Consider the following 25,729-nt stretch of genomic DNA (forward strand, 5'->3'; position numbering starts at 1 on the left):
CCCCTACTCCTCGGTACATTTACCACAGACACTGTAGATTTGCAGTCTATGAAAAAAGGAGTTTTGTTGGTCAACCTCGGCACACCAGATAGCCCTAGTGTTCCTAATGTCAGAAAGTATTTGCGTGAATTTCTCATGGACGGACGGGTCATCGATATACCATATATATCCAGATGGTTTTTGATCAATTTGATCATTGCACCATTTCGTGGACCCAAATCCGCCAAAGAATACCAAAGACTCTGGGAAGACCGTGGCTCTCCTCTCAAATTCTACAGCGAAGATTTAAGAGATCTTGTACAAGACAAACTAGGGAACAACTATCAAGTAGAGCTAGCAATGCGCTACCAGTCTCCCTCCATAGCCTCGGCACTTGCTTCTCTCAAAAAAACTAACGTTTCTTCTCTCAAAATCATTCCACTGTTTCCACAATACGCCTCTGCCAGTACGGGGTCTGTGATAGAAGAGGTCATGCGAGTTGTTTCAAACTGGCAAGTCATTCCTAAGCTTGACTTTGTGAGTCAGTTCATCGAGAATGAAAAATTCCTAGACACCATCGTCGCTAATGCGCAAAAATTCATGGCTACTACGGATTATGATCATTTCCTATTCAGCTACCACGGACTACCCGAACGACAGATCATGAAAGCTGAAATCAAGAAATGTCAACTTGGAAGCTGTTGTGAACATTTTGGTGATGCCAATAGATACTGCTACCGCGCGCAATGCTTCGAAACCACCAGATTATTAGCCCAAAAACTAAATATCCCAGCTGACCGAATTGCCACTACTTTTCAATCCCGATTAGGAAAAACTCCGTGGATACAACCCTACACGGATGTTCACCTCCAAGAACTCGCAAAAAACGGAATCAAAAAGGTTCTGGTTTTCTCTCCCGCATTCGTGGCGGACTGCCTAGAAACTACACTAGAGGTAGGAGAGACCTACCAAGAAGAATTCATCGCAGCAGGCGGACAACAGTGGGATTTAGTACCCAGTCTCAACGTAGAAGAGACCTGGATCGACTGTGTAACTGATATGGCAAGAGATTAATGACCCTTAGCGATTATTAACAATCTCAGCCAAAGAATCTACAGCGTAGATCACTTCTTCTCGTGTCGTATATTTGGAGAGCGAAAAACGAATCGCTCCACGCATAGGGTCAGAGTGTATCGCCTCCAACACATGAGAACCAATGCTCGAACCACTCGCACAAGCGCTACCGCCAGAGACGGAGATCCCCTTGATGTCTAAATTAAAAAGCAGCATATCGTTCTCTTCGGACTCTGGTACACCAATATTGAGAACAGAATACAGGCTCCTATCCATATCGGCCGAAAGACCATTGTAGGATACCCCCTTCACTTTCTCATTCAATTCCGTGATCATGAGCCTTTTTAACCCCTCTATATGCGTACGGTTAGTTGCCATATCTCTGTAGGATATCTCCAGAGCCTTAGCTATTCCTACTATACCCGCTAGATTCTCTGTACCTCCGCGCATATTTCGTTCCTGCGCACCGCCATAGACAAAAGGGTGAATTTTCGTCTCATGATTAATATACACAAAACCAACCCCCTTAGGCCCATGGAACTTATGACCAGACCCTACCACGAAATCAAGTTGACTATCCGCTAGCGAATGAACATATTTCCCCATCGCCTGCACCGTATCGCTGTGGTATAAAGCACCATACGCTTTAGACAACCCTGCAATAGCCAAGACATCATTTAGATTACCCAGCTCATTGTTGGCATGCATGAGCGACACCATTGCACCAGGATTTTCCTGTAGCAACACCTCAAGGTGCTCCACATCAAGTGCTCCTCCATCGAGCAATCGAACATACCTCACGCAGATCACACCCTGTCGCTCCATTGCTTCCAGAGTATGCAAGACCGCATGATGCTCTAGTACCGACGTGATAACCACCTGCAGCCCTAGCGTCTCTACAGCGGATCGCAACACCATGTTGTCAGCCTCTGTGCCACCAGAGGTGAAAAATATCTCTGCGGGCGAAGTGTTGAGCAATTCTGCTATCTTTTTACGTGACCGCTCTACCACAGAACGTGCCGCTCTACCATGCGCATGTATAGAGGAGGGATTCCCAAAAATTTCGGAAAAATAGGGCATCATTTCTTCCAAAACTTCAGGATCAACAGGTGTAGTAGCAGAATTATCGAGATATACTTTCATCGGACAAAAATAAGGAGCATTTAACTTATCTTCGCGCAAATCACAACTTAGACTTTTATTTCATCAACAAATCACGCTTGCCAAAAAGCTATGAAAAAAGAAACCTATAGTTGTGTCTGTATAGACGATGACAGACTATTTCTGGAAATCCTTTCCAAGTACATCAAAAATCTTGACTTCCTAAAACTGGAAGCCATCTTCACCAACCCTATGCTTGCCCTTAATGAAGTCGATCAATCCAAGCCTGACATCATTTTTATAGACATAGACCTACCCGAGATCAATGGGTTCACGTTCATAGACGCGCTAGATTACAACCCTATCGTGATCATGATCACCTCACACTGGGAGCACGCAGACACCGCCGCAAAACACGGCGTAGACGCCTTCATCACCAAACCACTCAAAGGTACAGAGCAATTCACCGACACGCTATTTAATGCAATTGCTAAGAGGTGATCCCTAAAAGCTGACCCCAACACAGAAGCGAAAACAATCCGACACAATCGCCAAAAGTAATTTCTTGGAGGAATCTATCAACCGGATACAGATCGATAAGCCCCTCGTCGCTTCAACGAATGAGAGGAGCCCTAAACCTGACAGGTTTTTAGCCATTCACAAGAGTAAAAGTTAAGGTTTTCTGATGAGGTCATTTTGGTGAAGCTGGATCACTCCGTATTCCTAGGGGTAGGAATCAATATTCGACATTGAGCATTCAATAATCATTACTCCAATCATTTACATATTACCTCAAAGGCTCATAGTAGCTGGTTATTCACGAAAAACAATAATGAATCTTGAATCACGAAGTAATCCTCGATCTCTCCCCAGAAATACGGATTGATCCGTATTTTACATAACACGAAAAGTATAGACACAAAAAAAGACAGCCGTAAATGACTGTCTTAGTGTGGGCGCTGAGGGATTCGAACCCCCGACCCCCTCGGTGTAAACGAGGTGCTCTGAACCAGCTGAGCTAAGCGCCCAAGTGTGTATTTTTTCACTACTTGTTCCTAAATCCGTTGATTTGGGAGTGCAAAAATAGAAACCAAATTCATTATTGCAAACATTACGAGGATAAATTTTCAATTAATTGCATTTCGTAGGAATTCATTGAACTTGGCGGCCTTTTGACACACGACTAGTGCCTCCTCTACAAAACCTTGAGCAGCTACCTCCTCATCCGAAAACTCTTTAAGCACATAGAAACTTTTGTACCGAAGTAGATCGATAAAAGGATGATCCTTTGGATAGCCTTTTGGGGCTGTCTTGAGTTGCTCACCTTGAATCTTGCCAAAGGTGGATTTGAAATCCTCCGTATCTATCACAGCCATTAAATCCTTAGGATTATAATCTATCTCTTGCCGTATCTTCGCTAGCATATCAGGCAGAGGCTTATACATCCCTCCTCCTACGAAATTATGTCCTGGTGCCAAGTGCACATAAAACCCTGTCCCTTCAGATTTTTTTCCTTGACCTCCCATCAGTGCGCCAAAATTGGTTTTATATGGCGTCTTATCTTTGCTAAAACGAATGTCTCGATTGATTCGGAAAACACATTTTTTGGGATCTACTCCTGTGAGCGATGGATCGAACATCGCGATACCGTCAATGAGCACCTGGACTAAGCCCAAGAACTCCACACGGTGACCTTGATAGGCTGTGCGGTGCTCATCAAACCATTCCTTATTATTATTCTTGCTGAGCTCCTTCAAAAAATCTACAACTGGTTTCAATCCCATATCTCTTTGTTTTGAATGAGGCGTTCCATTTGCATACTCCTTGATCCTTTGATCAAAACTGTAGCTCCCGAGATTTTATCTTCCCTTAGATAATCTATGAGTCTATCCACGTCGAGCAATACATGCACAAACTCAGAAGCTTTCTTAAACTCATTTCCGACTAAGTAAAGATTCTTAATCCCTAACTCCTCCGCTTCAGAGACGATACGCTCATGCTCTACCATCGTATAGTCTCCGAGTTCCTTCATCTCACCGAGCATGGCTATTTTCTTTCCCACATTCATATTTGCGAGATTTCTCAATGCAGCCTTCATAGAATCTGGATTTGCATTATAGGCATCCAGAATGATCGTATTGGAACCGATTTCCACGATCTGTGATCGATTGTTATCTGGTTGGTAGGTATCTATGGCATTATACGGATAGTCCACTTCAAAATGCTTTGCAACCGTGACAGCTGCCGCTATATTCATATAATTATACTCACCTATGATTTCCGTACTATGCTCGTGATCTTGGTCATCGAGATAGTTTACATAGGGTTTTGCTTCGATCAGCTTACAACTGTCGTTCGGATAATCAACCGATTTTTCAAAACGCTTGGACATATTGACCAGTACAGAATCTAGCTTGTTGATGAAGGGGAGCCCATCTGTCTTTCGTAAGTAATCGAACAGTTCACTTTTGGCTCGAATGATATTGTCTCGCCCGCCAAACTCTCCGATATGTGCCGTACCTATATTGGTAATCAGACCATGCGTCGGCTCTGCGATACGGCAGAGCAACGAAATATCTCCAAGGTGATTCGCTCCCATCTCGATGATCGCAAAATCGACCTCACTATTGATCCCTAATAAGGTCAGCGGCACCCCGATATGATTGTTAAGATTACCCCTAGTATAGTGCACTTTGTATCGCTCACCGAGTACGCGTGCAGTCAGTTCTTTGGTTGTCGTTTTGCCGTTAGACCCTGTGATCGCTAGGAAGGGAAAGGTAAATTGTCTGCGGTGATGATTAGCGAGCAACTGTAGAGACTGTAGCACACTATCCACCAAAATACAGCGGTCATCCTTCACTATAGCAGGGTCATCGACCACAGCATAAGAAGCTCCGGATGCTATGGCTTGCTGTGCGTATTGGTTTCCATCAAAATTGTCGCCACGGAGGGCAAAAAAGAGCTGTCCCTTTTCAATAGATCGTGTATCGGTATTTACACCAGTACTGCTTAAAAACTTATCGTATAAACTAGAAATGAATTCTTTCAATATTTTTGTCTTTTGCCGTCGTAAGGTAAAATTTATTTATGGGTCATTCAATAAACAATCCAAAGTATTGGCGTATAATGGAGGTATCAACACGCTAAGATGAAAAGTCTTCTAAAAATAGTCATATTATCTACGCTCACCCTCCACGGGGCGACCAAAGCACAAACCACGCTTTCTCCCTACACACCTGTCGTCTACCATCAGGAACAAATCCATTTCCCCTTCGCTGGCGGCATCAATAGTGCCCAATATCAAACGATGGATTTGGATCATGATGGAGACCTGGATTTGATTGTTTTTGATCGATCGTCGGACAAAATCAACTGCTACGAAAACCAACAAGACCACTATACATACCACCCCGAGTTCGAACATCTGTTTCCGTCAGGGATTCAAAACTGGATGATACTCAAAGATTATAACTGCGATGGACGTAAAGACCTATTCACCTCCTCGCAACTCGGTATTCATGTCTATCAAAACACCTCGGATGACTTCTCCATTAGCTGGGAAGAAGTCGCCAACCCACTACTCACCAATATCAACACCAATCCCATCAACATCTTTCTCAACACTACGGATATCCCATCTATAGAAGACCTAGATGGTGACGGAGATATAGACATTCTGGTATTCGACTTTGCGACGGGTATCACCATCGACTTTCATGAAAATCTCTCCATGGATCTCAATAAGACATGTGATCTGATCTACACCCATGCCTCTGACAACTATGGGGGACTTCAGGTATGCGACTGTGACAACTATCAGTTCGCAGGTGACTGCTCGGCTGGCGGTCGGCTCAAACACCTCGCCGGAAAAGCCATACTCTCTATAGACCAAAACCAAGACGGGCTAATGGACTTAATCATCAGTGAAGAAGATTGTCCAGAACTCAACTATCTAGCCAACCAAGGCAATAGCGGAATGGCACTTTTCAACTCCTTCTCTCCTGATTTCCCCTCCGAAAACGAACCACTCGATTTTACACTTTTTCCAGCAAGCTTCTACGAGGACGTGACCTTTGATGGTCAAAAAGATCTGCTCATCTCTCCAAATGTGAGAGACAACTCCCAGCGGAATATCAACTTCCAACAATCCAGTTTGGTTTATCCCAATCAAGGCGCTAATAGTTTTACTAGCTCACGAGCATTCCTACAACAGGAAATGATAGACGTAGGTGAATGGGCCTATCCCAGCATCGCAGACATCAATGGAGACGGCATCAACGATCTCGTACTTGGCAACAAAGGCTCATTGCTCCATGACCAATACGTCAGCACGCTAACGATATACCTCGGTCAAGCCGATGGCAGTTTTTCATTCCATAACTCGGATCAGTTTGGGCTTGGGAGTTTGGGACACACCGACATCAAACCACAATTCGTAGACATCAACGGTGACCATAGACTCGACTTGGTATTTACGTCTGTAGACGAAAGGTTTAGAAACAAAATGCACTACCTACTCAATCTAGGCAGTGGCGAAGAGATGACTTTTAATCTAAGCCAGCTGACAGAAATCACCATTAGCTACACCTCGGGTGATGACGTATTGCTATACGATATGGACGATGATGGAATACTCGATGCACTTATCGCTCGGAGCTATGGCGAGCTAGACTACTACCGCAACACTGGCGAAATGAACTTCGTCATCGAGACCTTTAATCTACTCGATGCAGAAAAGGGCGCACCTACCAATCTATCGATAACTATAGGAGACTTGGACAGTAACGGCTCGAACGACCTACTGACCACCGACCGTTCAGGCCAAATGACGGTGTACAACGACTTCCCAAACCAGCTAGGCCAGCCCTACAGCCTGCAAGTGCAATACGAACCCAATACCTCTCGGCACACCACCCGACTAGGTCGCTACACCAAACCTATAATCGGTCAGCTTTTCGGCAAAACAGTCGTCGCAGCAGGTAGCATACAAGGGGGGCTATGGCTATATCAAGCCTCCTCTTCAGATGCACCAGACCTAACATTGCTCGCCTACCCTAACCCTACTGGAGCGGATCGTCAAGCAACATTTCGCTCAAACCAAGATGCTACGCTCTACCTCCTCACCACCGCTGGACATCTCGTTCTCAAAGGCGTGTCCTTACGAGCTGGACAACCTCAGACCTTAGACTTCTCTACACTAAGGAAGGGGGTTTACATCGCCTACATCCAGTCTGGAAATGCTAAAGCTTCTCAGAAAATTATTGTTGATTGAGTTTTAACGGATATCAAACGCATCCGCATCACGCAAGAAAGCAAACTTTTGTCGTACCATATCCAGAGCCAGTTTATCTACTTTTTGGATTAGTATCCCTTCTTCACCTATCAGGGGACGTGTCATCTGCTCTCCTAGTGCATCATACACTGCACTGTGCCCATCATATAGATGCTCGTTACCATCCAAGCCTGTCCGGTTGACGCCTGCCACATACGCCAGATTCTCGATCGCACGTGCAGGCAGCAAGGTGTCCCAAGCCTTAATCCGTACTTTGGGCCAGTTGGCGACATATAACAGCAGGTCATAGCCATAGTCTCCGTCCAGCGTCACATGATTACGTGCCCATACTGGAAAACGCAAATCATAGCATACCATCGGACATATACGCCAGCCTTTATAAGTCACTACCAGACGCTCCTGTCCTGCAGTGAAGTAATCCTCCTCCTTGGCCAACGAAAACAAGTGCCGTTTGTCATAGAACTGAATCGTACCGTCAGGAAAAGCAAATACAAAACGGTTGTAAAAGTGCTCCCCTTGACGCACGATGTAGCTACCTCCAACTAATGCATCGCGCTGGACAGCCATCTGTAGCATCCACTTTTGCGTCTTGAGGCCTGACACCTCAGCGAGCTCTGCGGGGTTCATAGAAAACCCCGTACTGAACATCTCAGGGAGCAAAATCAAATCTACCTCCTCATGGATAGTCCAGATTTTCTCCTCGAACATCGCCAGATTCCCATCGGCATTTTCCCAGTGGAGTTCTGCTTGTATGATGGCAATCTTGAGGTCCTTCATTTTACTACTTTTTCTTAGGGAGTTTTATTTTATAATCTGCATCACACTTACCCTTGGTGATGTTGGCGAGTTTTCCTTTGAGAATGCGCTTTTTAAAAGGCGTCAGGTAATCCGTGAACAAGACTCCTTCAATATGGTCGTACTCGTGCTGAATAATACGGGCTTTCATCCCGTCAAATTCCTCTTCGTGTTCTTTGAAATTCTCGTCTAGATAGTTGATTCGCAGACGTTCTGGTCGGCTCACATCTTCGCGTATGCCAGGGATACTCAAACAGCCTTCGGTAAAAACCCATTCCTCTCCATCTTCCCAGAGTATCTCTGGGTTGATGAATACTTTTCGAAAGTCGGACATATCCTCTTCACCCTCCTCATCGTCTAGGGGGCTACCATCCACGACGAACATACGTATCGACATACCAATCTGTGGTGCTGCTAGACCGATCCCACTGGCACTCGCCATGGTCTCGAACATATCCTCAGCGAGCTTCTTTACATCAATACTTCCTTCTTCTATATCCTGAGCTTCTTTCTTCAAAACAGGATCTCCATATACCACGATCGGATAAATCATATACTAGACTCTAAAAACGACTGTAAAATAATCGTCGCACTCAATTTGTCGACGTTCTCTTTTTTCCTTCGGTCACTTTTTTTCATCCCGCCATCTAGCATCGCTTTTTTAGCCATCTTGCTGGTAAAACGCTCGTCAACGGTATGAATTTGGTGCGTTGGAAATTTTTTCTGGAGCAAAGTTATAAAATGCCTTACAGATGCGGTACTATCTGTATCCTTATTCATCAAATCCTTGGGCATCCCGATCACAATCGTCTCAATCCCCTCGGTCTCGTGATACTTGGCTAAGTAGTCCAGCGCCTGATATGTTGGCACAGTATCTAAAGGTGATGCGATGATCTGCAATGGGTCGGTCACTGCTAGCCCTGTTCTCTTTTTGCCATAGTCTATGGCGAGCACTCTCCCCATTAGTTTTGGATTACTTTGGTTCTGAAAAGTGCCTTAGCCCTTTTCTCTAGTTCCATGGCTTTTGGAAACAAAATATCGTTCTCTATACGCGCATGCACCTGTAGCTTGTCATCAAAGGCCTTCAGCTCCTGCAGGATAACCTTGAGCTGGACATCCTGCAAATCTACCAAGCTATAGCTATTGGTAATCCCACGAATACCCGCCATCTCATCGTCAGAGTCGTGGTGGTGGAGTGCAAATTCTTGAATAGAAAAATCATCTCGATCCAAGAGTGGGTTACGAGAATTCGGTTCGGTTAAGTAGCTATCAAGATCGAGAATGTACGCAAAAAACTTATCCTCCTCTTCGTAGATATGTTTGATAAAATCCTCTACAAACATCGGTAAGATCATTTTCAAATCTTCCTTTAATACAGAAGTCGTTCCTCCATTGAGTCGGTTGACAGTCTTGAGCAGAAAGGGTAGCGCATCTTTGATAAATACCTGATGTGAATGCTTAAGATAAGCGATCACCAACTCTACTGGACATTTTCTTAAAGCTAAAAAATCCATCGCCCGTTCGCTTCTGCTGTTTTCTAGCACGGCAGACAATTGCTCCGAGGAGAGATTGTGTTCAGCACACACCTCTTTCAAGGTTTTGTTTCTGGATTCATAAAACTCAACCCCAAAAAAATCCAGCACTTTGGCATAGACAAAATTCTCGTTGATTAAGCTTTCTATTGATTTGTTCTCCATAGGGTTATTGAGTAATAGCGTCTACCAAAGATAAAAAATCAGAAAGCGAGGAGCAATTAAAAACGAAGACTCCTATCAAAGATCATCTAAATGCGACCTATAATAACGCTTGTATGATTTTGGTCATGGACATGCCTTCTGCCTCCGCTTTGAAGTTGCGCACAATACGGTGACGCAGCACAGGTTCGGCGATAGCCTTGACATCTTCGATATCCGGTGAATATTTACCACTTAGTAGCGCATTGCATTTGGCAGCTTTGATGAGGAACTGTGATGCTCTAGGTCCAGCTCCCCACTCTAGATAAGATTTGGTCACATCTGTAGCACGATCAGAGGTAGGACGTGTCTTATGCACTAGGTCTACGGCATACTCTACCACATTGTCTGCCACAGGCACGTCGTTCACCAACTGCTGAAAAGCGATGATTTGCTCTCCATTCAATACTGGTTTCACTCCTTCCGACACATTTATCTTTTGCTTGACGATATCTACTTCGGACGCAAAAGACGGATAATCTAGCGTCACCATGAACATGAATCGATCAAGCTGCGCTTCGGGTAGCGGATAAGTCCCCTCTTGCTCTATTGGGTTCTGTGTCGCGAGTACAAAAAATGGTTTTTCTAATTCCCATTTCTTTCCTCCGACAGTCGCCGAATACTCTTGCATCGACTCCAGCAATGCCGCCTGCGTCTTAGGTGGCGTACGGTTGATCTCATCAGCGAGCACGATATTCGAGAAGATAGGCCCTTTGATAAATTTAAAGTTTCGGTCTTTGTCCAAAGTCTCCGCTCCCAAAATATCCGACGGCATTAGGTCAGGTGTGAACTGAATACGACTAAAATCTAAATGAAGTGCCGAAGAAATCGTTTTGATCAAAAGCGTTTTGGCCAGTCCTGGCACCCCTACCAACAAAGAGTGCCCCTGACAGAATATAGCCGTCAACAGTAGTTTCACGACATCATCTTGTCCGATGATTACTTTAGAAATTTCCGCTTTGAGATCAGTGTAAGCCTTGTGCAAGGCGTCCGCTGCTTCTACTTCATTTTTGAATTCGGTCATATGATTTCTTAATCTAGCAGGATACGACAATAATCGTACTCTTCGTCTATGTTGATGTATACCTCGCCTTGCGCACCTTTGAACCAGTCAGACATGATACCGTTGCGCTTGTTAGCAAGTGCTGCCGACCTGATCTTCTGATAGTCATCCAAAAGATTCGCTTGGTGGGGTGGTATTTTTGCTCTGTAATATACAATTCTAACGGCAGCTTTGCCATCAGGCATCTTATACTCGAAAGGTTTGGACACCTCGCCGACTTTCATCGTGTCGATGGTGAAAAACATCGTAGGATCTAGCTCCTCCACAGAGATACGCATGGCACCATCTGCATCACTAAAATACCCCCCGTTACCACTGGTCTGCTTGTCATCTGAGTGCTCCTTGGCCAATATATCGAATCGCATACTGTCTCTGACAATACTCGTTCTCAAGCTATCCAAAAAGTCCTTGCTCTCCTGAATATCTGACTGTGTTGCTTTGGGGATCAGCAAAATGTGTCTGGAGTTGTACCGATTTCCTCGGCGCTCGATGAGCTGAATCAAGTGAAACCCAAACTGGGTCTCTACTGGCTCGGAAATTTCTCCTGGCTTCATGCCTAAAGCTGCTGCTTCGAACTCTGGCGCGAGTTCGCCACGGTTAAAGAAACCTAACTCGCCTCCCTGACGCGCCGACCCTGGGTCCATCGAGTACTTACTTGCCAGTACCCCAAAATCCATCCCATTTTCAATTTGATCCTTGAACTCTAGAAGTTCCAGTCGGATTTGATCTTTCACCTTGTCATTAGGCTCAGGGATTTTAACCAAGTGGCCAATCGTCACTTCGGTAGAAAAATACGGCAAACTATCCGATGGGATCTTCTTAAAGAAACTCTTAACCTCCGAAGGAGTAATACTGACATCCGCACTGATGAGACCCTGCATCTTTTGTACAATCATCTGCTCTTTGATCTGATCAAAGAGTTCCTCTCTAAACTGAGCCACTGTCTTACCGTAGACTTCTTCTAGCTTTTCTTCGGAACCGATCTGCTGGATAAAATAAGACATCCGCTGATCCAGATTCTGCTCTACCTGTATGTCCATCACCTCCACCGAATCGAGTTCCGCTTTGGCTACCATGAGTTTATTGATCACGAGGCTCTCTAATATCTGACACTTCACATCTCCCTGGGTAATCTCCCCTCTGGACATGAACTCCATATAGCCTTTTTCCAACTCAGACTTGAGCACAATATAATCATCCACCTTGGCGATGATCTTGTCTATCACTACTCCCTTGTCTGCCTTTTGTCCCATCGCTACCGAACAGGTCAGTAGCAACACGATCAGACTTGCCTTAATATATTTCGAATTCATTGTTCTCTTTTGCGTTCTTTAATAGGTCCTCCTCTAGCTGTCTCCTCAGTTCGACCTTCTTCTTATTGATTAGAATGCTTTCTATGTTATCATGGATGTATTCCAATGGAGAAATTTGATTGGAAATTTTATAATCAAGCAAGCGTATGAAGTAATAGTTGGATTCATCCGAGCTCTCTATGTAGCTATTGTTTTTTAAAAAGGTGACTTTGTCCTGCACATTGGCAAAGGGTGTGCTAGCGATCACTTCATCGAAATTGAGCCACAGCTCCGTCTCCAGCGAAGACTGAGAGGCAAACCGATAACAATAAGATTGGATCTCTTCTAGGTCAGAATTAGGGTAGGAGCGAATCAGCTTGCGAAAATTATCCATCTGAGGCGCTTCGGCAGGTACTACCGCATAAAGGCACCTGATGATGTTTTGTCGGAGAATAAAATTTTCAAACTTATCGTCGTAATAGGTCTTGATTTCATCTTCTGAGATGTTCTTCTCCAAACGCTGGTTCACGTAGTACTTTTCAAACTCATGAACCATCAGTGCATAGCGATAGTCTAGTACTTTGCGTTCGATATTCGCCTCATCAAAATCGATCTCTTGCGAAGCGCGTGAAATTGTTAATTGCTTTCTAATCCACGAATCAACGTACTTCTGAATGATCTGAGCACTATCAGTACTCCCTGAGCCTGTCAACCCTTCGATATCATCTTCATACAGGTACACCTCATTGACGCGAGCTATGGCCTTCTTGTCCTCTTCGACAACTGGTTCTAACGGAGCATAGAGTTTCTCACAGCCAGATAAGACTAGACTCAGCAATAGGGCAATATTAATTGAATGTTTTAACAAAACTCTTCAGTACTTTTTTGTTCAGCTTATATGGGTACTTTTTGCGCAATTGCGCAATCCATACTTGCTCTAGTTCCATTTGATAATCTGAAATCACGAGACCTCTCACACTGTCCAATGGTCGCTGTGCAGCAGGAATCACTTTGCTGACCACCCATAGGATGTGATAATCCTCCGTAGATTGGTGGTGATTGCCCACCGTCCAGTTTTGATCAAGGAAATCAACTTCTCCTTTCTTAATTTTCAAATCATCAATTTGCAAAGCTAAAGCTTCTTGGGAATTGAATAGACTATCCAACTGGGAATTTGAAAAGCTCAGGTAACTGCTCGCACTATCCAAAACCGCTTTGTCCTCTGCGGTCAATTTCCGTACCTGTAGAAACTCCTCCGATACATAGGCATCCTTGTTGAATTCATAATAGTCCTGTAGCCCTACACTATCCGTCAATGCTTTTTGCCAGACCTCCTTCTCCATCAGGTTAAACAGCAAAATACCGCTCCTGTATTCATCCAAAATCCGCTGATACTCCACATTGTTCTGCTCGACAAAAAGCATCTCTGCATCCAAAATATGTTTGGTCTCGAAGCGTTGGTAGAGCTGTCGCTTATACGCTTCCAAATCTGCAGACTGTCTGTTTCGTTGATTCTCCTCCGCAAAAGCATAAAAGTCTCCAACAGTGTATTCCTGATCTTCCAGCGTAAAGAGCGCATTGGCAAGCGTTGTACTCGTCGTGTCGTAACTCCACTGTCCCATCTTCACAGTAGAATCCATAGCAGATAGCGCCTCCCGCCAAACCACTGAATCCAACTGATAGGTATGTTCTTTTTTGAGCGTAGTGATCACCACAGATTGTGTCGCTTTTGATCTGCTATCCCGCTTGACACGCTGCTCTAATTCTGCCTGCATGTCCTCGAAACTCCCAACAGGCTTTTTCTCCAGCAGCATTATGATATGCCACCCAAACCGCGTCTCCACTGGCTCACTCATGTCTCCTGGGTTCTGTAACGCAAATGCCGCATCCTCAAACTCCGGCACCAAAGCCCCCGTCCCGAACCATCGCATCTCACCATTATTGTTAGCTGAACTCTTGTCCTCGGAGTACATCTTGCACTGCTCATTCCAGTCCTTTCCTTCCTTTAGATTCTCATAGATCGAGTCGATCTTTCGCTCTGCCCTATCCGATGCACTATCCTGCTGATGACGAATCATAATATGCGCTACTTTGACTTGCCCTCTAGCAGGACGCTTGTCGATGACCTCTAGTAAGTGATACCCAAACTGGGTTTTGATTGGCCCCACGACTGTGCCTACCGGGTTGTTATAAGCAGCATTTTCGAATGGATAAACCATCTGTAGCACAGAAAAATAACCCAAGTTGCCCTGATTCATCTTTGCACTGGGATCTTCGGAATACTTGGTTGCCATAGTTGCAAAGTCCGCACCCGCTGCGATCTCTGCCTTAATCCCTAAAAGGCGGTTGTAGACCGCTAAAGTATCGGATGGCAATGCATTTTCGTCTACTTTGAGCAGAATGTGAGCAGCTGACACCTCTGACTGCAACCGATCGTATGCTTCTTCTAATAGATTTTGGTTGTATTGGGTAGCAATCAAGTAGGGTTCTACCAACTGCTTTTTGTATCCTTCGAGTTCTTGTATGAAGGCTGGGCTCTGATCCATACCGAGCCCTTGAGCTTCCTGTACTTTCAGTCTAAATTTGACATAGAGATCCAAATACTCCTCCACCTTGTACTCTGCACTATCCGCGCTAGGTGGTTCAGCATTTTTCAAAAAATAATACTCGAAAGTTCCCAGATCATAGTTTTGATCACCGAGACGAAACAGGTCTTTGGACAGCAGATTGCTATCGGTCTGGGCTTGGGTATAAAAAAAGGTAAGGGAGAGTAAAAGGGTAATTACAGATTTTAACTTCATTGTCATTTTAGAATTTCTTCATCATTCGACAAATGTTACGATTCTTTTCTATTTTGAACTCCACTTTGTCCATTATATTTCTAACGAGCATGATCCCTAACCCTCCCTTCTTTCGAGAACGAATAATCTCCTCTAAATCTGGCTCTTTGTAGCTGTCATAGACAAAGCCTTTGCCATGGTCTATGATCTCAAATATCACACAGTGGTCTCCATGATCCTCTACAAAAAGCTCCAGCTTTTCGGATGCATCGCATTGGTTTGAATGTATAATGAGGTTGGCACAGACCTCATCTACCGCCAAAATAATCTTGTGGCATTCATTTTCGGAAACCCCCATATTGCCCAGCGTCTCCGCTACGAAAGCACGGATCTCTTTGAGTTTCTCCTTAGCACATGATGTCTTGAACTGGTGCATTATTTAACCGCCTCCAAGGCTTCTTCTTTATCTTTTTTAATCACTAACAATTGATCCAAACCAAGTATCTCAAACACTTCGAATACTTTTTCTTTCATTCCAAACAACACGAAACGAATCCCTTCAGCTTCTATCTCTTGAATGTTAGACATAAATACGCCTAAGCCTGCCGACGAAATATAATCCAAACCTCGTAGATCGACTAAGATGTGTTTGCTCTCAGTCATAGCCGTGGTGAGCGCCTCATCCAAATGAATGGACGAAGAAGCATCCACCTCTCCTGTCACTATGATCTCATAGTGTCCCGTCTGCTCATCTATCTGCTTCTCTATATTTACCATATCATTTAAATTTTAGAATCACCAACGTATAATCATCGTCCAACGAACGCTTGCCGCAGAACTCGTATAGCTCATCTATTATTCCTTTCTGTATTTCTTGAGGTTGTTGGTCTGCATATCGTGTCAACGCCGCAAGCAATCTATCCATACCAAACTGTTCTTTGCTGGCATTGCAAGCTTCCGTCACACCATCAGTGTAGAGCACCAGTACATCGTCCGGTTGATACTCGAAATCATTGACTTGTACGTATTTATGAAAATTAGAGTTTCTTAATATACCCAGTCCCAAGCCTTTGTTCTTGAAAAAATCTGACGTCTGGGTGTCGGTTCTATAGAACAATGAGGGGCAATGTCCTGCACGAGCAAAATTGATCCGCTGCTCATTACTATCGATCACAAAATATGAGACTGTAATAAAGGAAGTAGTCTCCAAGCAGCGACTCAGTGCGCTATTGGCATGGATCAAAAAATCCTTCGGGTCTAAATCCAACTGCACCAAACTTTGAAAAATCCCCTTCATCTGTGCCATGTTAAAAGCAGCAGAGGTCCCCTTCCCCGACACGTCACCAATGATCAACGCAGTGCGGTGGTCGTCCAGCTGGAAATAGTCGTAATAATCACCTCCCACCTCATCAGCAGCTACCGTGAAGGCATGTATATCAAATGCCTCGGTAGACACCAGATCACCTGGGAGCAACTTGCTCTGCACTCGGTTAGCAATATCCAACTCTTCTTTGTAACGCTCTGTCACGATGGCCTCATTGAGCAACCTGAAATTCTCGATCGAAATGCTCGCTTGGTTCACAAAAGTGTCGATGATATCTACCATCTCCTTGTTAAACCCATCATCCACCTGCTTGAGCAGGACGAGACTGCCTATTTTCCTATTTTTGATCAAAACAGGAAAATATAGAACCGATCGGCTCAGGGTGTTCTTAATATTAGCAGAGATCTTGGGGTAAACGGTGTTTTTTTCAAACTCCGAGTTCAGCACTTTCTTGAATCGACTCTTTTCAAATGCCTTTTCTATGTCTTTGATTTCCTTCTTTTGAAGATTGTAGGTGAGCGTCAACTCTACATCGTCTTCCTCATCATGTATCTCCAACCAAGCAGCATCAGAGAACACCGCGCTCACCGCACTATCCAGCAAGATTTCATATACTTTCTCTTCGCTCTCACCAGCAGGTATAGACTGGCTGAGTCGCTGAAAATTGACAGCCTCCTTGATCTTTCGTTCAAAAACAGAAGTAGTCGGTAAGTTGAACAGGATCACTAAAAATGAAATCAATGAATATACTACTATGAAAGTGATCACGGCTAGGATGTAAACACTGTCTAGCAAGTCCCTCACCAGTACTGTCTGCTCAGAATAAGACATCAGGGATTTGAAGAAATACCAGATATAGATTACCACCAAAAAAATGAAAAGCAAGCTCCTCCACTTCTGTTTAAAGTTGAGATAAGCGATCCACTTCAGATTAAAAGAAAGCACAATGCCAATCAACGCCAAGATAGAATACAGCACTAAAAACGAAGTATCCTGATAGTCATGCGAAAACAAATCAAAGATCAACGTCATCATCAGCGCATATTCGAATATCTGCCATGCCGCCAGTAGAGATTTGGATTTCTGATACAGAATCAGACGCTTCCACACCACATAGGTAGAGATCAAAAACCCAATGACCAAGCCTAGAATCACATGATAGAATAGGTTGATGATAAGCAGGTTCTGTGCGAATTTATGCGCGCCGAATATAGAGAAGAAAAACTCTATCATCAGAGTGACCAAGGTAGCAATCAGACCAAAAACAAAAACCCGCCAGAGTAACTCCACGAAGTTTACACTCTCGGCTTTCCCTATATTATAACGGTAGAAGGTCAGTACTGATATGATAAAAAAAGTCAGTAGCAGATTGGCCACAAAACCTGGCAATCCAAACTCAATATTGTTCTCCTGACTGAATAGCGTCATCATGTCGACTATTGTCAATAGCGACCAAAAGACAGATCCGAATATTACACTAAGTCTAATTATGCCTTTTTGGGATAGCATATACGCTTTTTATCAATTCGGGGCAATTTAGCAATAAAAGTGAAATTCTCGCCCTGCCTAAAACAACAAAGGCCTTGATAGATATGATCTAACAAGGCCTTCAAAAAAATTGTTAACGCATCTTCTTCCTATCGAGAATAGTTAGGTGCTTCTCGCGTGATTTGAATATCATGTGGATGAGACTCAGCCATCCCAGCACCTGTCACTTTCACAAAGCGCGCTGCTTTAAGCGCCTCGACATTGCCTGCTCCACAGTAACCCATACCTGCTTTCAAACCTCCTGTAAGTTGATAAAGCACCTCAGCTACCATGCCTTTGTATGGCACTCGTCCTACGATCCCTTCTGGGACTAATTTCTTAATATCATCTTCAGCATCTTGGAAATAACGATCCTTAGAACCATCCTCCATCGCCTCGACAGACCCCATACCTCTGTAGGTCTTGAATTTTCTTCCTTCGTAGATGATTACTTCTCCTGGTGCCTCTTCAGTACCTCCTAGCAACGAACCAATCATAATACAGTTGGCTCCTGCTGCGATCGCCTTGACAAAATCTCCAGAGAATCTGATACCGCCATCAGCGATGATCGGCACATCTCTTCCTTCGAGTGCTTTGGCTGCTTCATAGACCGCTGATAACTGTGGCATTCCTACTCCTGCGATGATACGCGTGGTACAGATACTACCTGGTCCTACCCCCACTTTGATAGCATCTGCTCCAGCATCTGCTAGCGCGACTGCCGCCTCTGCAGTGGCAATATTACCCACGATCACGTCTAGTTTTGGAAATTTACTTTTGATACGTTTACAGGTATCAATCACTCCTTTCGAGTGTCCATGTGCAGTATCGATCGATACTACATCTACGCCTGCTTCGAGCAGCTTCTCTACTCTTTGTTCGATATCTGGCGTGACACCTACCGCTGCACCTACTCTCAGTCTACCAAACTCATCCTTACAAGCCATTGGCTTGTCGATGTTCTTCAGTATATCCTTGTAAGTAATAAGTCCTGTTAAGACCCCTTTGTCATTGACGATAGGTAATTTTTCGATTTTGTGCTCTTGCAGGATAGCCTCAGCTCCTTTAAGCCCCACTCCGTCATTGGCAGTGATGACATTTTCACTGGTCATAACCTCTCTCACGCTGAGCTTTGGGTTCTTTTGGAAACGCAAATCACGGTTGGTCACGATTCCGATCAATTTACGATCTGTATCAATAACAGGAATCCCACCGATTTTGTATTCTTTCATACAAGCCAATGCATCACCGATCGTAGCAGTCTCTGGTAAAGTGACTGGATCGAGGATCATACCACTCTGCGATCGCTTGACCTTGCGCACCTGAGCAGCCTGTTGCTCAATCGTCATGTTTTTGTGAATGATACCAATACCGCCTTCTAAAGCCATCGAAATAGCCAAAGCGGAATCCGTGACAGTATCCATCGCGGCAGACACTAAAGGAATGTTTAATTTGATATTCTTCGTCAAATAAGTACTAGTATCAGTATCTCTTGGTAAGACCTCCGAATATCCTGGGAGAAGAAGCACATCATCATATGTGAGCGCCTCGAAAACGAGTTTAGAACTGTCGAAATGCATGGGCAAATAAGTGTTTTTATTTGCCGTGCAAAACTATGGTCTAAAGCATGATTTTCATCACCTTCTTCACAATATTTTCAATAAAAACATGGAATAAATTCCAATACCCACAATAATCAATTTGTAATGATTATAAATAATAGTCGTGACAGCTCTTTGACATTAATAATTATCATTTTGACTTAATTTTGCCTCTTGGAGAGTGAGTGATATATGCACAATCAATTTAAAGCAGTAGGATTATCTTATAAGAAAACCCCCTTAGAGACGCGGGAGTTATTTTCTATGGATCAAAAGGCAATCAAGGCCTTCTTGAATCTTTTGAATGACTATTCGGAGATTTCAGAAGCCATTGTCCTGTCGACGTGCAATCGTACGGAGATTTTCTACTCCTCACCTACTGACCAATTTGATACAATTCTCAAGCTCATCGGCATAGCCAAGGGCATAGAAGAGACACAAAACTACGCCCAGTACTTTTTTAGTTTCGCAAAACATGAAGATGCTGTCCTTCATTTGTTCAATGTATCCATTGGACTAGAAGCACAGGTGATTGGGGATCTCCAAATCATCAATCAGGTCAAGAATGCCTATCAATGGTCTGCGGACGAAAACATGGCAGGCCCGTTCATCCATAGATTGCTGCACACCATCTTCTTTACCAATAAGAGAGTCGTGCAAGAAACTGCCTTTAGAGATGGAGCAGCTTCTGTATCTTATGCTACAGTAGACCTGATCAGTGAGCTCACCACGGGCATTCAAACCCCTAAAATACTCGTACTCGGTCTCGGTGAGATCGGAGAAGATGTCGCGAGAAACCTCGAGAACATTGCCAGCAAAGAAGTCTTCGTCTGCAACAGAAGCATCGAAAAAGCACAAGCACTCGCTGACGAACTCGGCTATCAAGTGATTGACTTTGCGCAATATAAAAGTGCTGTGGCTGAAGCCGATATTATCATCTCTTCCGTCACTACTGATGAACCCATCATTCACAAGTCTCTCTTTGCAACCAACAAAGTAATGAGTCACAAATATCTATTTGATCTCTCGGTACCGAGAAGCATCGAAAAAGATATCGAATCTGTCAATGGGCTTTTGCTCTACAACATTGACAACATACAAGCGAAAGCATCCAAGGCCCTAGAAAAACGAATTGCGGCTATCCCGGATGTAAAAAGCATTATCAATGAAGCCATCACTGAGTTTGGCAGTTGGACACAAGAGATGGAAGTTTCTCCCGTGATCAATAAATTAAAAAACGCATTAGAAGATATTCGCAAAAACGAAATCGCTCGTCACCTCAAAAAAATCAGTCCAGAAGAATCTGAATTGGTAGATAAGGTAACCAAGAGCATGATGCAAAAAATCATCAAACTCCCAGTCCTTCAACTCAAAGCCGCATGCAAAAGAGGAGAGGCCGATTCATTGATCGAAGTGCTCAACGACCTATTCAACCTCGAGAAACAAGAAGAACAACTTAAAAAGTAAGCGTGAGGAAACTGATTCGCAGTGGTAGTGCTACCACTCTATTGCTATGTTTTCTTCTAACCTACACTTTACCCTCATTCGCTCAGGGCAATTATTCCTATTTTGAAGAAAATGAACGTGTGGGGCTCAAAGATAAAAATGGAGAAACCCTCATCACACCAAAGTATCAAAAGCTTGGTTGGTCATCAGGCTTTCAATATCCCGTCAAAGGTGTCATTGGCTACTACGACGGTACAGCATGGGGACTAGTCACAGTCAAAGGAAAAGTCGTCACCACTCCAAAATACTACAGCCTAGAAGCCGTGCATGGTAGCCTGATCATCGCATCTATCAAAGGAAAGTTCTCTAACCTCCTCCTATACGGAACAATCAACGCCAACGGGCAGACAATCATCAGCTTCAAAAACCAAACGATCAAACTAGACCATGATCACATCATAGTCTCAGAAAAAATCAAACACAAACGCTACAGCGGCCTGTACACCCAAACCAATAAAGAAATCCTCCCCAAAAGTTATCGAACGATACAATACCTAGACCATGGTATGTTTCAGTTCACAGATACGCTAAACCAGCACGGGCTTGTACGTACGACGGGGGAAATTGTACTCACACCAAGCCTCGATAGCATCGCGCCCTATTCTGGAGACTATGCCCTCGTGTACAAGACCGGAAAAGTCGGATTAATTTCCGCTCAAGGCCAGTACATCCATCAGCCCAAATACAAAGCAATAACCAGCGACCAGACGACAATACCCTTCGATCAATTCGACATCAAAACATCAGAAGACCAACTAAACGGCAGCTGGTCTGCGGACTCTATTTTTATGATTAGAGATCGGTTCTTAGCCATCTGTACCAATGGCTGGGCTGAGATCATCAATCAAAACAAAGAGACAGTTTACCGTGGGCTTCTTCCTACGAAAATTGACGCTTTCAAAAGCCACCTAGTCATCACCAATTATAAGACGACTACATTGATTCCATCCGGAAAAACTGTCTTTAGAACTGTCAATTTTGACAGTGTCAAAATTGACAAACATTATCTCTATGGATATACCGACAAGCATTGGAAGGTCTACAATTCCTTTGGTCGTGAACTCAATGGCAAAAGCTATGATGGTATTCAGACCGAAAGCAACAACCTGATTCCTGTCAAAAGAAATGGCTACTGGGGCTATCTGGACTTATCTGGTGAGGTAGCCATCAACTACAAGTATGAAGCTGTCAGCCCATTCTTCCAAGAAATAGCTGCGGTCAACTACTTAGGTTACAACAACGTCATCAATCAATTCGGAGAAGTCGTGGGAGAAGCCTCTTATGATTCCATCTGGATAAATCACGACAATACTGCGCGCGTCAAACAACGCTCCAGAACAGACATCCTCAACAAGAATGGTGCGGCACTCTTCCAAACCTACAATCAACTGACACCTCACCAACTGGGCTATCTGGAAAAAACCGAATCAGGGCAAGTCGGCCTTATCGATCACAATGGCCGTATACTATTCTACCCAAAATATGACATGATTTCGCCACTCATCAGAGACCGTTTTATCATTATTCAAAAGCGGAACCAAATAGCCGTTTCTTTCAAAGACGGGTCTTTTTTGATCCCTTTCACAGACGACTACCAAGCTATCTCAGACATCTCAGAAGGTTTTCTCTCTATCCAAAAAGACAATCAATACGGTTTTATTGATTTTGATCAGCAACTGCGCATCGCCAATCGCTATGACAGTGTTGGGCATTTTCAGGAGGGCTTATGCCCTGTCCGGTTACACGGTCACTGGGGCTATGTAGACAAAAAAGAAGAGCTAATCATACAGCCTAACCTGGACAGTGTCTCTCACTTTGTTGATCACATGGCTATTGTAAAAAGAGATGAAAAATATGGCGCGTACGGTATAGATGGTGAGATAGCCATAGACATCAACTATGACCAAATCACAAAGACTCCTCGTGGTATGTTCATCGTAGCGTCAAATCAAAAATATGGCTTATATGACAGTCATGGAAACAAAATACTTAGCCCTTCCTATGACCTGATCTCAGAGAGTAGTGATGGCTATTTCATCGTATCGCGTAGAGCAAAAGCAGGGCTGATGAATACCAATGGACTTTATACAATTCCTCTAAAGTACGATGAAATCTACGAATTGAAATATGGACAATATGTCTGCAAGAAAATCGTGAAGTAGATTATTTTTTCAACCCAACAATGGCAGTATATACCTTGTCCATGTCAAAGTAACGCCCCACTGCTGCCCGAATATCCTCTGACTGGATAGCTTTCAAGGCCTCAAAGTAAGATTCGTAGTAATCATACCCAAGTCCAAAATCACTCACCTTTTGAAACATCTTCATCAACTGGAACGGGGTATTGATCCCTGCTAGAAAAGTACCTGCGAGATAGTTGCTTACTGCTTCGATCTCCTCATCACTTACCCCATGTTGCTGTAGTGCATCGATTTCCTTTTTGATTTCGTCTAAGGTATCCTGCGCATGTTCTGCTTTCACATCCGTAGAAATCACCCCGAAAGAACCATGATCTAAATGAATGGGGTAGGAACTGATCCCATAGGTATAACCTTTTTCTTCACGGATATTTTTCATCAGGCGAGACCCAAAATAGCCCCCCAAAAAGGTGTTAGCCAGCAGATAATCAAAGTAGCCATCCGTCCCTTTGTTTGGGATATCCCACGCTAGACGAATAGAAGTCTGTAAGCTATCTGGGCGCTCGACATAGCAGTCATGCTGCGTGCTTTTTCGTTCATATCGCAGCTCGCCTCGATCTAAGGTTTTGATATTGGAGAAATTAGCTTTTACAGCAGCCAACATCGACGAATCGATCTGACCTGATAGATAAATACGCGGCTGATTAAACAAATAGTTCTCGTAGTAATCCACCACATCCTCCCTCGTCAAAGCATCGATCTGCTCCATCTGCAATGCACGACCATAAGGATAATCGAGTCCATAAAGAACCTCACGCATCTTTTTAGAAGCGTACATGTCATTCTTTTGATCGTTGAGTCGGAGTTGATCTTTCCTCAGAGATTTCAATCTATCGATAGATTCCTGAGGGAATACTGATTCGTACAGCACCTCCATCAACAGCGCGACCACTTCGTCAAAGGTTTTGGTGACGCCAAAAACTGCGATAGAAATATCGTCAAAGCCAGCTGACACCTCGATAAAAGCGCCTAACCGATCAAAAGACGAAGAAATATCTCGGCCTGACCGTATCTTAGTGCCCTCCAGCAACATCTTAGCAGTGAGCCAAGAGATCGCCTGCTTGGGCTCATACCAAATCCCTGCGAGTACCTGCAGCTCCAGTTTGAAAACGGGTTGCAGACCTGCATTGATGGTAAATAATGGAATGTTGTTTTTTAAACGCGACTCTTCCGCTTCTTGTATCGGAGAGTAGCGTATTTCGCCCGCTTGTGGGGCTATTGATCGATCGAGCATTAATTGAGATCCTCTTTGCTATCTTCTTTGTCAAAATTGAACAACAGCGAGAATCTAATCGTCTCTGCCAATGGGTGATCTTGCTTACCTGGAATCAAATAAGAGAAATCTATCCCAAATTTCTGATACCTAAAGCCAACACCCAATGTAAAATATTTTCGTCCTCCCTTGGCATCATTCTCATAGAAATAGCCCGTACGTGCCGCGAACAGCTCTTTGTACCAATACTCCGCTCCGAAAGAGATCATGATCTCCTGCATCTCTTCCTCAAAGGTAGGCTCAGGTGCATCTGAGAAAGAACCAAACATCCCGCTAATCAAGTTTCTATTCGGATCTTTACCACTTTTTAATTTTCGGGTACCATCAGCATTATATACAGGATCACCATCCTCATCAAATTCATATACAGGAGGAGTAGGTACCAGTAGTTTGTTGAAATCTACGGCAAAAGTCAGGCTATTGAATGGGTCTAACTCTAGCTTCAGAGCTGTACCAAGTCTTAGATTGATTGGGATAAAATCTTTGAACTCATCGGTACTGTAGGTTACTTTCTGGCCAATGTTAGACACATGCGCTCCCAGTGCCCAGTTGGCATTGGTACTCCCGAGGTGAATGTCCTTGTTGTAGTAGGTCCCGATATCTACAGCCACACTCGATCCTTTTTGACTCACTCCTGAGATACTACCGATAAGGTTGGACCAGATATATCTAGCTGTCACTCCGATACCTAGATTTTCACTCAATTTTCTAGAGTAAGTAGCATCTACCGCGCCTTCTCGTGGGTTATCTACTCCGAGCGGTTCGCCGAACTCCCCAGTCAGCTGAATACTCCCCAGGTCAAAGTATCTCATAGACACAGCGACTGCTTGTACACGATCTATCTTGTAGTAACCCGAGAGATAGTACAGCGCCATGTCGTTGGTAATAGTCGCCAGCCATGGAGAATAGGAGATTGATGCACCGAATTTTCTATCTACAAATGCTAGTTTACCGTTGTTCCAGTGCACGCTATTGGCATCTGCACTCGTCGCTACGCCTACATCTCCCATACCAGAGGCACGAGAGTCAGGAGCAAACCCGATAAATGGCACTGCAGTTGTGATCACTCTGCGCGTAGTATCCTGCCCATTGACTACACCAGACTGTGCAAATAGTTGGAACTGCATAGCCATCAGCCCTACCAGCATTATTACTCCATTAATCTTAATATTTTTCATTCCAGTTGAGGT

General features: G+C 44.0%; 22 protein-coding genes and 1 tRNA gene. 5 read left to right on the plus strand and 18 right to left on the minus strand.

The features are described from left to right. The first annotated feature begins 48 nt into the window (after positions 1–48). A complete protein-coding gene (gene hemH / locus BGP76_RS13090) occupies positions 49–1,053 on the plus strand; it encodes a ferrochelatase (protein WP_119845039.1) in 1,005 nt (334 codons plus the stop codon). Between the two features lie 6 nt (positions 1,054–1,059). Here hemH and BGP76_RS13095 read toward each other — a convergent pair whose 3' ends face one another. Then, entirely contained in the window at positions 1,060–2,196 is a 1,137-nt protein-coding gene (locus tag BGP76_RS13095; protein ID WP_073123924.1) for a cysteine desulfurase family protein, read from the minus strand. Between the two features lie 90 nt (positions 2,197–2,286). On the opposite strand from BGP76_RS13095, the gene BGP76_RS13100 reads away from it, so the two are divergent. After that, complete coding sequence (locus BGP76_RS13100; RefSeq protein ID WP_119845040.1) at positions 2,287–2,655, plus strand: LytTR family DNA-binding domain-containing protein; 369 nt, start codon at positions 2,287–2,289, stop codon at positions 2,653–2,655. 452 nt (positions 2,656–3,107) lie between these two features. Here the strand turns inward: BGP76_RS13100 and BGP76_RS13105 are convergent. The 3 genes from BGP76_RS13105 to murF form a co-directional block, all read right to left on the minus strand. Next, positions 3,108–3,182 (minus strand) — tRNA-Val (locus BGP76_RS13105). A 99-nt stretch (positions 3,183–3,281) separates the two neighbouring features. Beyond that, on the minus strand, positions 3,282–3,938 hold the full coding sequence (locus BGP76_RS13110; protein ID WP_119845041.1) for a DUF2461 domain-containing protein: 657 nt from the start codon (positions 3,936–3,938) through the stop codon (positions 3,282–3,284). Then, complete coding sequence (murF, locus tag BGP76_RS13115) at positions 3,929–5,203, minus strand: UDP-N-acetylmuramoyl-tripeptide--D-alanyl-D-alanine ligase (protein ID WP_119845042.1); 1,275 nt, start codon at positions 5,201–5,203, stop codon at positions 3,929–3,931. The genes BGP76_RS13110 and murF overlap by 10 nt, the downstream gene beginning before the upstream one ends. Positions 5,204–5,302: 99 nt before the next feature. Here murF and BGP76_RS13120 point away from each other — a divergent pair, with 99 nt between their 5' ends. Continuing rightward, positions 5,303–7,426, plus strand: coding sequence for a T9SS type A sorting domain-containing protein (locus BGP76_RS13120; protein ID WP_119845043.1), 2,124 nt, complete (start codon positions 5,303–5,305; stop codon positions 7,424–7,426). 3 nt (positions 7,427–7,429) lie between these two features. Here the strand turns inward: BGP76_RS13120 and BGP76_RS13125 are convergent, their stop codons facing one another. From BGP76_RS13125 to guaB, 12 genes are all read right to left on the minus strand, one after another. Further along, entirely contained in the window at positions 7,430–8,224 is a 795-nt protein-coding gene (locus BGP76_RS13125; protein ID WP_119845044.1) for an amidohydrolase, read from the minus strand. 4 nt (positions 8,225–8,228) lie between these two features. Further along, positions 8,229–8,795, minus strand: coding sequence for a peptide deformylase (def, locus tag BGP76_RS13130; protein WP_073123912.1), 567 nt, complete (start codon positions 8,793–8,795; stop codon positions 8,229–8,231). Then, positions 8,792–9,205 (minus strand): Holliday junction resolvase RuvX, encoded by a 414-nt coding sequence (gene ruvX, locus BGP76_RS13135; RefSeq protein WP_119845045.1) that lies wholly within the window; start codon positions 9,203–9,205, stop codon positions 8,792–8,794. Before ruvX ends, def begins: the two co-directional genes overlap by 4 nt. Further along, positions 9,205–9,939, minus strand: coding sequence for a hypothetical protein (locus BGP76_RS13140; protein WP_073123908.1), 735 nt, complete (start codon positions 9,937–9,939; stop codon positions 9,205–9,207). Before BGP76_RS13140 ends, ruvX begins: the two co-directional genes overlap by 1 nt. 97 nt (positions 9,940–10,036) lie before the next feature. Continuing rightward, entirely contained in the window at positions 10,037–10,999 is a 963-nt protein-coding gene (locus tag BGP76_RS13145; protein WP_119845046.1) for a MoxR family ATPase, read from the minus strand. Between the two features lie 8 nt (positions 11,000–11,007). After that, on the minus strand, positions 11,008–12,351 hold the full coding sequence (locus BGP76_RS13150) for a peptidylprolyl isomerase (protein ID WP_119845047.1): 1,344 nt from the start codon (positions 12,349–12,351) through the stop codon (positions 11,008–11,010). After that, a complete protein-coding gene (locus BGP76_RS13155) occupies positions 12,332–13,168 on the minus strand; it encodes a peptidyl-prolyl cis-trans isomerase (RefSeq protein ID WP_119845048.1) in 837 nt (278 codons plus the stop codon). The genes BGP76_RS13150 and BGP76_RS13155 overlap by 20 nt, the downstream gene beginning before the upstream one ends. Before the next feature lie 10 nt (positions 13,169–13,178). Continuing rightward, the gene (locus BGP76_RS13160) at positions 13,179–15,131 is read right to left on the minus strand and encodes a peptidylprolyl isomerase (protein WP_158584275.1); all 1,953 of its coding nucleotides are present in this window, start codon (positions 15,129–15,131) and stop codon (positions 13,179–13,181) included. A 7-nt stretch (positions 15,132–15,138) separates the two neighbouring features. Next, positions 15,139–15,546, minus strand: a complete 408-nt coding sequence (locus BGP76_RS13165) for an ATP-binding protein (RefSeq protein ID WP_073123897.1) — start codon at positions 15,544–15,546, stop codon at positions 15,139–15,141. After that, positions 15,546–15,887, minus strand: coding sequence for an STAS domain-containing protein (locus tag BGP76_RS13170; protein WP_119845050.1), 342 nt, complete (start codon positions 15,885–15,887; stop codon positions 15,546–15,548). Before BGP76_RS13170 ends, BGP76_RS13165 begins: the two co-directional genes overlap by 1 nt. A 1-nt stretch (position 15,888) precedes the next feature. After that, positions 15,889–17,865 carry a GAF domain-containing SpoIIE family protein phosphatase gene (locus tag BGP76_RS13175; protein ID WP_255416130.1) on the minus strand — a complete coding sequence of 659 codons (1,977 nt, stop codon included), beginning with the start codon at positions 17,863–17,865 and terminating at the stop codon, positions 15,889–15,891. Between the two features lie 206 nt (positions 17,866–18,071). Further along, positions 18,072–19,541: an IMP dehydrogenase gene (gene guaB, locus BGP76_RS13180; protein WP_073123888.1), complete on the minus strand. Its 1,470-nt coding sequence runs from the start codon at positions 19,539–19,541 to the stop codon at positions 18,072–18,074. Positions 19,542–19,754: 213 nt separating this feature from the next. On the opposite strand from guaB, the gene hemA reads away from it, so the two are divergent. Both hemA and BGP76_RS13190 read left to right on the plus strand, forming a co-directional pair. Beyond that, on the plus strand, positions 19,755–21,029 hold the full coding sequence (gene hemA, locus BGP76_RS13185; RefSeq protein ID WP_119845052.1) for a glutamyl-tRNA reductase: 1,275 nt from the start codon (positions 19,755–19,757) through the stop codon (positions 21,027–21,029). Positions 21,030–21,031: 2 nt separating this feature from the next. After that, positions 21,032–23,230, plus strand: a complete 2,199-nt coding sequence (locus BGP76_RS13190) for a WG repeat-containing protein (protein ID WP_119845053.1) — start codon at positions 21,032–21,034, stop codon at positions 23,228–23,230. 1 nt (position 23,231) lies between these two features. Here BGP76_RS13190 and BGP76_RS13195 read toward each other — a convergent pair whose 3' ends face one another. Both BGP76_RS13195 and porV read right to left on the minus strand, forming a co-directional pair. Continuing rightward, on the minus strand, positions 23,232–24,500 hold the full coding sequence (locus tag BGP76_RS13195) for a pitrilysin family protein (protein WP_119845054.1): 1,269 nt from the start codon (positions 24,498–24,500) through the stop codon (positions 23,232–23,234). Next, positions 24,500–25,717 carry a type IX secretion system outer membrane channel protein PorV gene (gene porV, locus BGP76_RS13200; RefSeq protein WP_073123876.1) on the minus strand — a complete coding sequence of 406 codons (1,218 nt, stop codon included), beginning with the start codon at positions 25,715–25,717 and terminating at the stop codon, positions 24,500–24,502. Before porV ends, BGP76_RS13195 begins: the two co-directional genes overlap by 1 nt. Positions 25,718–25,729 lie beyond the last annotated feature (12 nt).

The sequence above is a fragment of the Reichenbachiella sp. MSK19-1 genome (assembly GCF_003590315.1).
GTDB classification, from domain to species: Bacteria; Bacteroidota; Bacteroidia; order Cytophagales; family Cyclobacteriaceae; genus Reichenbachiella; species Reichenbachiella agariperforans.

What these genes read in the sequence shown, in the direction of transcription:
- hemH (WP_119845039.1), top strand. Translation starts at nt 49, where the DNA reads ATGAAAAAAGGAGTTTTGTTGGTCAACCTCGGCACACCAGATAGCCCT.
- BGP76_RS13095 (WP_073123924.1), bottom strand. Translation starts at nt 2,196, where the DNA reads ATGAAAGTATATCTCGATAATTCTGCTACTACACCTGTTGATCCTGAA.
- BGP76_RS13100 (WP_119845040.1), top strand. Translation starts at nt 2,287, where the DNA reads ATGAAAAAAGAAACCTATAGTTGTGTCTGTATAGACGATGACAGACTA.
- BGP76_RS13110 (WP_119845041.1), bottom strand. Translation starts at nt 3,938, where the DNA reads ATGGGATTGAAACCAGTTGTAGATTTTTTGAAGGAGCTCAGCAAGAAT.
- BGP76_RS13120 (WP_119845043.1), top strand. Translation starts at nt 5,303, where the DNA reads ATGAAAAGTCTTCTAAAAATAGTCATATTATCTACGCTCACCCTCCAC.
- BGP76_RS13125 (WP_119845044.1), bottom strand. Translation starts at nt 8,224, where the DNA reads ATGAAGGACCTCAAGATTGCCATCATACAAGCAGAACTCCACTGGGAA.
- def (WP_073123912.1), bottom strand. Translation starts at nt 8,795, where the DNA reads ATGATTTATCCGATCGTGGTATATGGAGATCCTGTTTTGAAGAAAGAA.
- ruvX (WP_119845045.1), bottom strand. Translation starts at nt 9,205, where the DNA reads ATGGGGAGAGTGCTCGCCATAGACTATGGCAAAAAGAGAACAGGGCTA.
- BGP76_RS13140 (WP_073123908.1), bottom strand. Translation starts at nt 9,939, where the DNA reads ATGGAGAACAAATCAATAGAAAGCTTAATCAACGAGAATTTTGTCTAT.
- BGP76_RS13145 (WP_119845046.1), bottom strand. Translation starts at nt 10,999, where the DNA reads ATGACCGAATTCAAAAATGAAGTAGAAGCAGCGGACGCCTTGCACAAG.
- BGP76_RS13150 (WP_119845047.1), bottom strand. Translation starts at nt 12,351, where the DNA reads ATGAATTCGAAATATATTAAGGCAAGTCTGATCGTGTTGCTACTGACC.
- BGP76_RS13160 (WP_158584275.1), bottom strand. Translation starts at nt 15,131, where the DNA reads ATGAAGTTAAAATCTGTAATTACCCTTTTACTCTCCCTTACCTTTTTT.
- BGP76_RS13165 (WP_073123897.1), bottom strand. Translation starts at nt 15,546, where the DNA reads ATGCACCAGTTCAAGACATCATGTGCTAAGGAGAAACTCAAAGAGATC.
- BGP76_RS13170 (WP_119845050.1), bottom strand. Translation starts at nt 15,887, where the DNA reads ATGGTAAATATAGAGAAGCAGATAGATGAGCAGACGGGACACTATGAG.
- BGP76_RS13175 (WP_255416130.1), bottom strand. Translation starts at nt 17,865, where the DNA reads ATGATGACGCTATTCAGTCAGGAGAACAATATTGAGTTTGGATTGCCA.
- guaB (WP_073123888.1), bottom strand. Translation starts at nt 19,541, where the DNA reads ATGCATTTCGACAGTTCTAAACTCGTTTTCGAGGCGCTCACATATGAT.
- hemA (WP_119845052.1), top strand. Translation starts at nt 19,755, where the DNA reads ATGCACAATCAATTTAAAGCAGTAGGATTATCTTATAAGAAAACCCCC.
- BGP76_RS13195 (WP_119845054.1), bottom strand. Translation starts at nt 24,500, where the DNA reads ATGCTCGATCGATCAATAGCCCCACAAGCGGGCGAAATACGCTACTCT.
- porV (WP_073123876.1), bottom strand. Translation starts at nt 25,717, where the DNA reads ATGAAAAATATTAAGATTAATGGAGTAATAATGCTGGTAGGGCTGATG.